The following is a 238-nucleotide window of genomic DNA, read 5'->3' on the forward strand; positions in this document are numbered from 1 at the left end:
AATGATTACAGTAAGTGGCATTAGCTTTGTACTATTAGAAATGGTTCAATCGGAAGGAATTATTAGGTTAGACTTTAGCGGATGGCTACCCCCATTTGGTATTTTGTTTGTTGCGGATACTTTTGCCTTGCTACTCGTTTTAACAGCCAGTATTGTCACAACGATTTGTTTACTGTATGCTTTTTCAACAATTGGTGTACAGAACGAAACGATGTTTTTCTATCCGTTTGTAATGTTT

1 pseudogene is annotated in these 238 nt (G+C 36.1%); it reads left to right on the forward strand.

What is annotated here, in order from left to right:
• Window positions 1-238: pseudogene (locus SB764_RS44360) on the forward strand (cation:proton antiporter); the annotation flags it as partial.

The organism is Paraburkholderia sp. SIMBA_027, from assembly GCF_046535315.1.
GTDB classification, from domain to species: domain Bacteria; phylum Pseudomonadota; class Gammaproteobacteria; order Burkholderiales; family Burkholderiaceae; genus Paraburkholderia; species Paraburkholderia tropica.